This window comes from Serratia sp. C2(1) (genome assembly GCF_036352655.1).
Lineage (GTDB): Bacteria > Pseudomonadota > Gammaproteobacteria > Enterobacterales > Enterobacteriaceae > Serratia > Serratia inhibens.
Map to the genome: position 1 here is coordinate 541723 of NZ_JAZFBA010000002.1, position 7897 is coordinate 549619.

At 53.2% G+C, this 7897-nt stretch carries 7 protein-coding genes and 1 other annotated feature; of the genes, 3 read left to right on the forward strand and 4 right to left on the reverse strand.

All coding sequences use genetic code 11. From position 1 onward, the window contains the following. Positions 1 to 5: 5 nt before the first annotated feature. The 4 genes from pheA to bamD form a co-directional block, all read right to left on the reverse strand. On the reverse strand, positions 6 to 1163 hold the full coding sequence (gene pheA, locus V2S86_RS18075) for a bifunctional chorismate mutase/prephenate dehydratase (protein WP_330763551.1): 1158 nt from the start codon (positions 1161 to 1163) through the stop codon (positions 6 to 8). A 42-nt stretch (positions 1164 to 1205) separates the two neighbouring features. Beyond that, positions 1206 to 1332, reverse strand: a sequence feature (Phe leader region). Next, on the reverse strand, positions 1284 to 1331 hold the full coding sequence (locus tag V2S86_RS18080) for a hypothetical protein (RefSeq protein ID WP_193378397.1): 48 nt from the start codon (positions 1329 to 1331) through the stop codon (positions 1284 to 1286). It overlaps the preceding feature by 48 nt. A gap of 122 nt (positions 1333 to 1454) precedes the next feature. Continuing rightward, entirely contained in the window at positions 1455 to 1796 is a 342-nt protein-coding gene (gene raiA, locus V2S86_RS18085) for a ribosome-associated translation inhibitor RaiA (RefSeq protein ID WP_004950387.1), read from the reverse strand. 312 nt (positions 1797 to 2108) lie between these two features. Beyond that, positions 2109 to 2840: an outer membrane protein assembly factor BamD gene (gene bamD / locus V2S86_RS18090; RefSeq protein WP_126480394.1), complete on the reverse strand. Its 732-nt coding sequence runs from the start codon at positions 2838 to 2840 to the stop codon at positions 2109 to 2111. Positions 2841 to 2971: 131 nt separating this feature from the next. Between bamD and rluD the strand changes: the two genes are divergently transcribed. From rluD to clpB, 3 genes are all read left to right on the forward strand, one after another. Next, positions 2972 to 3949 (forward strand): 23S rRNA pseudouridine(1911/1915/1917) synthase RluD, encoded by a 978-nt coding sequence (gene rluD / locus V2S86_RS18095; protein ID WP_065505914.1) that lies wholly within the window; start codon positions 2972 to 2974, stop codon positions 3947 to 3949. Further along, positions 3949 to 4680 carry a purine nucleoside phosphorylase YfiH gene (yfiH, locus tag V2S86_RS18100; RefSeq protein WP_330763552.1) on the forward strand — a complete coding sequence of 244 codons (732 nt, stop codon included), beginning with the start codon at positions 3949 to 3951 and terminating at the stop codon, positions 4678 to 4680. The genes rluD and yfiH overlap by 1 nt, the downstream gene beginning before the upstream one ends. 130 nt (positions 4681 to 4810) lie before the next feature. After that, positions 4811 to 7384 (forward strand): ATP-dependent chaperone ClpB, encoded by a 2574-nt coding sequence (gene clpB / locus V2S86_RS18105; RefSeq protein ID WP_006323719.1) that lies wholly within the window; start codon positions 4811 to 4813, stop codon positions 7382 to 7384. Positions 7385 to 7897: the final 513 nt, after the last annotated feature.

A 7897-nucleotide genomic window follows, 5' to 3' on the forward strand; every position in this document is an offset into this window, starting at 1 on the left:
CTCATTCAGGATGGATTGACCGGTACCACGTTATCGCTGGGATAACATCCCAGTACCTTCAGCGAACGGGTGATCGGCGTCAGATCTTTCAACGCTTTTTGCATCGCTTCAGAACGCAGATTCGCTTGCACATCGATATAAAACATCTCTTCCCATGGATTGCCGTTAATTGGGCGGGATTCCAGCTTGGTCATGATGATGCCATTGTCACGCAGCACCAGCAGCGCTTCAACCAGAGCGCCTGACTGCTGGCCGGTGGCCATAATCAGAGTGGTCTTGGCCGGCACCTGTTCTGACACCTCGATAGCCTTGCGCGCCAACACGATGAAGCGGGTAATGTTCTGCTGTTGGTTCGCCAGATTGTGTTCCAGTACTTGCAGGCCATACAGTGCGCCGCCAGCCTCGCTGCCCAATGCTGCAGCTTTAGGTGAGTTCAACGTGGCGACTTTTTCCATTGCTGCCGCGGTGCTCTCGCAGTACTCGATTTTCCAGTGCGGGTAGCGGTTAATAAACTGGCTGCACTGCTGGAACGGCTGTGGGTGGCTGTACACGGTTTCGATCTGGTTCAAGTCGGTGTTATCGGCCACCAGGACGCAGTGATCGATTGGATTGGTCAGTTCGCCAACGATCGACAGGCTGGTGTGCTGCAGCAGATCGTAGACATCGTTGATCGATCCGGAACTGGTATTTTCAATCGGCAAGATAGCGTAATCCGCCTGGCCGGTTTCGACCTGGGTGAAAATGTCCTGAAATTTTTGGCAACCGCATTCAATCAGTTGGTCGAAATGGCGAGCGGCATATTGGCGTGCGGCCAGGTGCGAATAGGAACCTTTAGGTCCAAGGAAGGCGATGCGAGCAGAATGCTGGCTGACTTGATTAAGCTGATGCTGCAACAGCGCTTGCTGAGTCAATACCGAGTCTTCGATAATCAGCTGGAACAGGCGGGTAACGTAAAAGCCGTCGAGGTCGTAGGGTTTGGCGGCGGCGATTAACGCATCCAGCAGATCTCGCTCGCGTTCTTTATCGCGGATGGGACGATGGGAATGCAACTTGGTTTTTCCCACCTCAACCGCCAGCTCACGGCGCTCTGCCAGCAGTGCCAGCAGTTTGAGATCCAGTGCGCTGATGCGTTCGCGCAGTACGAGTAACGGGTTGTCTGTCATAATCAGCTTCTGCCTTGTATTTTTATACGTCGTAAAATAGCCATAAAAAAAGCCCCCTGGTTTCAGGAGGCTTTGCTGTTCGTCTTCGCATTCTTTATCACACGACGAAACGCCTCCCAATCAGGGGAAGGTAAAAAAGAATGCGAAGAAAAACGGTTTGCGGGCCATGTGTTATCCAAAATGCGCGTGAGACAGGTTTTAAAGTAACCGCAGGCTTTTATCTCTGTCAATAAAAAACCAGACAAAAAACGCGCCCTCAGGCGCGTTTGATGTGAAACAGCCGCTAAACGGTTATTCCTGTTCGGGCTCAACTTCGGGAACAATGTCTTTCACGCTGGCGGCGGCGCGGCGCGCTTCGCCTTTGTGCTGCACCTTATTTAACTGACGCTCCAGTTTGGCGATCAGATCGTTAACGGCGGTGTACATGTCTTCATGTTTTGCGCTGGCGACCAGCGGGCCGTTAGGGGTGGTAATGGTGGCATCGGCTACAAACCCTTTAGGTTCTTTGGATAAAACAATATGCGGGTTAATCAGCTGGGCCTGCCATTTTTCCAGTTTGGTGAGACGGTCTTCGACGTGACTGCGGATTGCGGGAGTGATATCCATTTGTTTGCTGGTAATGTTCAATGTCATATAACTTACCTCTCTGTCTTTCCGTCTTGGATGACCCCAGCATACCCCGCTTTTTGTTTAAATGCGTGATGAAAATCACGTTTTTTTGTCACTTTTTGCAAAGTTAGTTCAATCTGTGATTCAGCGTCTGAAACGGCCATCTAACGCTTGAGTCTTGAGAGTAGAACGCGCATTATTGAGAGGATAAGCGGTTGCGCAATCTTGCTAATACCGTGTTTTTGCTTGTGTATTTTTCAAATCTTGGTCAAATGCGCAGCAAATGAAAACGGCAGCCGAAGCTGCCGTTTTGTTTTTCTGCTAGCACTAATCCGCTTATGACGGATTGGCGGCAATCACTTTGGCCACTTTGTCGGCCTGACCGTTCAACTGCAGTTGTTTGTAAGCGTTTTCCATCAGGGGTAAGGCGTCGCGCGTTGCCTGGGTATCCGGGTATTCACGCAACATCTGCTCGGCACGATTAACGACCGCGACGTAAGCACCGCGTTTAGTGTAGTATTCCACCACCGAAAGCTCATATTTGGCCAGGCGGTCTTTCAGATACACCAGACGCTTGTTGGCATCGGTTACATACTGGCTGTTCGGGTATTGCTGAATCAGCTGGCTGAAATCGCGAAAAGCAGCGCGAGCATGCTGTGGATCGCGGTCTGAACGATCGACCCCGAAGAAGCCTTGCAACGCACTGTCATCCAGCGCCATATCGGTCAGACCACGCATGTACATCACGTAGTCAATGTTCGGATGCGTTGGGTTCAAACGCATGAAACGATCGATAGAAGCCTGAGCCAGTGGTAAATCGGCAGATTTATAATAGGCATAAATCAGGTCCAACTGAACCTGCTGGGAGTACGGTCCGAAAGGATAGCGGTTATCTAACGCTTCGAGTTGCGTAATCGCGCCCTTAAAGTTACCGTCCTGCAGTTTTTGCTGGGCAGTAGCATAGATTTCCGAAGGTGGGTTGTCGGGAACCGCATCCTTGGATGTGGAGCAACCTGCCAGCGCCAGGCTCAACGTGGCTGCCGCCACCAGATATTTCATACGCGTCATGACGTTTTGATTATCCTCAGGGTGTTATTCCGGGAGACTGTCCGTTAAGCTCCCGACAAAGACCAGGTACAATAGCACATTATATTAAACGGCATCGCCGTGAAAACCCAACGTTAACGAAGAAGCTGCATATGGCACAACAAGTACAACTCACCGCAACGGTGGCCGAATCTCAACTCGGACAACGTTTAGATCAGGCTTTGGCCGAATTGTTCCCTGATTATTCACGATCTCGCATAAAAGAATGGATCCTGGACGATCGGGTACAGGTTAATGGCAAAACGACGAACAAACCGAAAGAGAAAGTGCTGGGGGGAGAAACGGTCGCCATTGATGCCCAGATAGAAGAAGAAGCCCGTTGGGAACCGCAGGATATCGCACTGAATATCGTCTACGAAGACAGTGACATTTTAGTGATCAACAAGCCGCGTGACCTGGTTGTGCACCCTGGCGCCGGTAATCCTGACGGTACTGTGCTCAACGCGCTGCTGTACTACTATCCGGAAATCGCGGACGTGCCGCGTGCCGGCATCGTACACCGTCTGGACAAAGACACCACAGGCCTGATGGTGGTGGCGAAAACCGTTCCGGCGCAAACCCGTCTGGTCGAGGCGTTGCAGGCGCGTGAAATCACCCGTGAATACGAAGCGGTCGCTATTGGTACCATGACCGCCGGCGGTACCGTTGAAGAGCCGATTTCCCGCCACTCCACCAAGCGCACGCATATGGCGGTGCACCCGATGGGCAAACCGGCGGTGACGCATTACCGCATTATGGAACACTTCCGTGCGCATACCCGTTTGCGTTTGCGTCTGGAAACCGGTCGTACCCACCAGATCCGCGTGCATATGTCGCACATTAACCATCCACTGGTAGGCGATCAGCTGTACGGTGGCCGCCCGCGTCCGCCGAAAGGTGCATCGGAGGCGTTTATTGCTACGCTGCGCGGTTTCGATCGCCAGGCGCTGCACGCGACCATGCTGCGTTTGTATCATCCAATCAGCGGTATCCAGATGGAGTGGCATGCGCCGCTTCCTCAGGATATGGTCGATCTGATTAACGCGCTGAAGGTTGATACCGAAGAATTCAAAGATCAGATGAATTGGTAATGGATCCCTTTATCCTGCCTGATTGGTCGTTGCCTGCTGGGGTAAAAGCCTGCAGCACCACCCGCGGTGGCGGTATTAGCCTGCCGCCGTATGATTCGCTCAACCTCGGCACCCATGTCGGGGATGTTGCATCCGCGGTGGAACTTAACCGTGAACGGTTGGTGGTGGGCGCGAGTCTGCCGCAAATGCCGGTTTGGCTGGAACAGGTTCACGGCACCCGCGTAGTGCGGCTGAATGGTCAAACCCCAACTGACCTGCGCGCGGATGCTGTTTACAGCAACGTGTCGGGGCAGGTGTGCGCAGTGATGACGGCGGACTGCCTGCCGGTGTTGTTCTGCTCACATGCCGGTGATGAAATCGCCGCTGCCCACGCCGGTTGGCGCGGGCTTTGCAATGGCGTGCTGGAACAGACTTTGGCAGCGTTTGCCGCTGAGCCGGGCCATATCAGCGCCTGGCTTGGTCCGGCAATCGGTCCGCAGCAGTTTGAAGTGGGGCCAGAGGTTCGTGCCGCATTTATGGCAGTGGATAGCGCCGCAGCGGCCGCTTTTATCCCGCACGGCGATAAGTTCCTGGCAGATATCTACCTGCTGGCTCGCCAGCGCCTGCAGCATGCCGGCGTAAAACTCATCTACGGCGGCGATCGCTGTACGGTTAGCGAAATCAGTCAATTTTTCTCCTATCGACGCGATGGAGTAACCGGACGTATGGCAAGTTTAATCTGGCTGATATAACCTATTGAATTAGGACGGTCCGCTGACGCATGACGTTGTACTGATAATATAGTGTCGAAATAACCTTGAAAATTTGAGGGATGACCTCATTTAATCTCCAGTAGCAATTTTGACCTACATTGGAGGTGTTATGCGTCTGGATCGTCTTACCAATAAATTCCAGCTTGCCCTCGCCGATGCCCAATCTTTAGCCCTTGGGCACGACAACCAGTTTATGGAACCGTTACATCTGATGAGCGCTCTGCTCACTCAGGAAGGGGGCACGGTTCGTCCACTATTAACTTCTGCCGGTATCGATAGCGGGCGCGTGCGCACCGAAATCGAACAGGCTTTGTCACGTCTGCCTCAAGTTGAAGGCACCGGCGGTGATGTTCAACCCTCCCATGAGCTGGTGCGCGTTCTGAACCTGTGCGACAAGCTGGCGCAAAAGCGGGCGGACAAATTCATTTCTTCCGAACTGTTCGTCCTGGCGGTGCTTGAAGATCGCGGAACCTTGACCGATCTGCTGAAAGCCGCCGGAGCAACAGCCGATAAAATCAGTAAGGCCATTGAGCAAATGCGGGGTGGTGACAGCGTGGAAGATCAGGGTGCCGAAGATCAGCGTCAGGCGTTGAAGAAATACACTATCGATCTGACCGAGCGTGCCGAACAGGGCAAACTTGACCCGGTTATCGGCCGCGACGAAGAGATCCGTCGTACCATTCAGGTGTTGCAGCGCCGTACCAAGAATAACCCGGTGCTGATCGGTGAGCCTGGCGTGGGTAAAACCGCGATTGTTGAAGGTCTGGCGCAACGTATCATTAATGGTGAAGTGCCTGAAGGGCTGAAGCACAAACGCGTGTTGTCCCTCGACATGGGGGCGCTGATCGCCGGGGCCAAATACCGCGGTGAATTTGAAGAGCGACTCAAAGGCGTACTGAGCGATCTGTCAAAACAGGAAGGCAGCGTCATTCTGTTTATCGATGAGTTGCACACTATGGTCGGCGCGGGCAAGGCTGATGGCGCAATGGATGCCGGTAACATGCTGAAGCCTGCGTTGGCGCGTGGGGAACTGCACTGCGTCGGCGCGACTACCTTGAACGAGTACCGTCAGTATATAGAGAAGGATGCGGCGCTTGAACGTCGTTTCCAGAAGGTCTATGTGGCTGAGCCGAGCGTCGAAGATACCATTGCTATCCTGCGCGGCCTGAAAGAGCGTTACGAGCTGCACCACCACGTGCAGATCACCGACCCGGCGATCGTTGCGGCGGCCACGCTGTCACATCGCTATATCTCCGATCGTCAGTTGCCGGATAAGGCTATTGACCTGATCGATGAGGCGGCGTCAAGCATCCGCATGCAGATGGACTCCAAACCGGAATCGCTCGACAGACTGGAGCGTCGCATTATTCAGCTCAAGCTGGAACAGCAGGCGCTGAACAAAGAGTCGGATGACGCCAGCAAGAAACGTCTGGAAATGCTCAGCAGTGAGTTGGAGCAGAAAGAGCGCGAATATTCAGAGTTGGAAGAAGAGTGGAAAGCCGAGAAGGCCTCGCTCTCCGGCACCCAGAATATAAAAGCGGAGCTGGAGCAGGCCAAGATCACCCTGGAGCAGGCGCGACGCGTCGGCGATCTGGGGCGCATGTCGGAACTGCAGTACGGCAAGATCCCTGAGCTGGAAAAACAGCTCGCCGCCGCTACGCAGGCCGAAGGCAAAACCATGAAGCTATTGCGTAACCGGGTGACTGACGCGGAAATCGCTGAAGTACTGGCTCGTGCCACCGGTATTCCGGTAGCCAGGATGCTGGAGGGCGAGCGTGACAAACTGTTGCGTCTGGAGCAGGAGCTGCATTCCCGAGTGATTGGTCAGGATGAAGCGGTCACTGCGGTATCCAATGCAATCCGCCGCAGTCGTGCCGGATTGTCCGACCCTAACCGGCCGATCGGTTCGTTCCTGTTCCTCGGCCCGACCGGGGTAGGTAAAACCGAGCTTTGCAAAGCGTTGGCGTCGTTCCTGTTCGACAGTGATGATGCGATGGTACGTATCGATATGTCCGAGTTTATGGAGAAACATTCGGTATCGCGGCTGGTGGGCGCGCCTCCGGGCTACGTTGGTTATGAAGAGGGCGGTTATCTGACCGAGGCCGTGCGCCGCCGACCTTACTCAGTGATCCTGTTGGATGAAGTGGAGAAAGCGCACCCGGATGTGTTCAACATCCTGTTGCAGGTATTGGATGACGGGCGTCTGACCGATGGCCAGGGCCGCACCGTTGATTTCCGCAATACCGTGGTGATCATGACCTCTAACCTTGGGTCTGATCTGATCCAGGAACACTTTGGTCAGATGAATTATGCACAGATGAAAGAATCGGTTATGGAAATGGTTACGCATCACTTCCGTCCGGAATTCATCAACCGTATAGATGAGGTGGTAGTGTTCCACCCGCTCGGGCAGAAGCATATTGCGGAGATTGCCAAGATTCAGTTGGCGCGTCTGTACAAGCGTCTTGAAGAGCGTGGTTACGAAGTCACCATGACTGAACCGGCATTGGCACTGTTGGGCCAAACCGGCTATGACCCTGTTTATGGTGCGCGCCCGTTGAAACGCGCTATTCAGCAGGAAATCGAAAACCCGCTGGCGCAGCAAATCCTTTCTGGCAAGCTGATCCCGGGCAAGCTGGTGACGCTGGATGTGGAAAACGAGCATATCGTTGCCAGGCAGTAACGGTTATTTAGAGCCATAAACAAAAAGGGAGCGGAGTATCGCTCCCTTTTTGTTATCTATTTTTGGCCTGGCTTGTGGGGTTTGCATCTTTCGTAGCCTTAAAATCCCACTTTTTAGGCTAACAAATATCCTAAAAAGCCGTTATTGGTTAATGTTTGAACGCTTGAAAAGTTTTTTGCATTTAGGGGTTGCGGCCTTCTGAGAACTCCCTATAATGCGCCTCCACTGACCGGGAACAACGACTCCTCTAACGAGAACCAGTCGCCCAGCCAGGAAGAAGCAAGCCGGTGAAAACACCGTTTCTTAATAAGAAAAAAGCTTGACTCTTCAGCGGGAAAGCGTAATATGCACCTCCCGCGTTACCGAGAGTTATCTCAGTAACGAACGCTCTTTAACAATTTATCAGACAATCTGTGTGGGCACTCCACAAGACGATATCCAGTACCTTCGGGTACGAAAAAATATCAAGTCTTGAAGAGTGACTACTGAAGTAAAATTCATTTAGTAACCTTT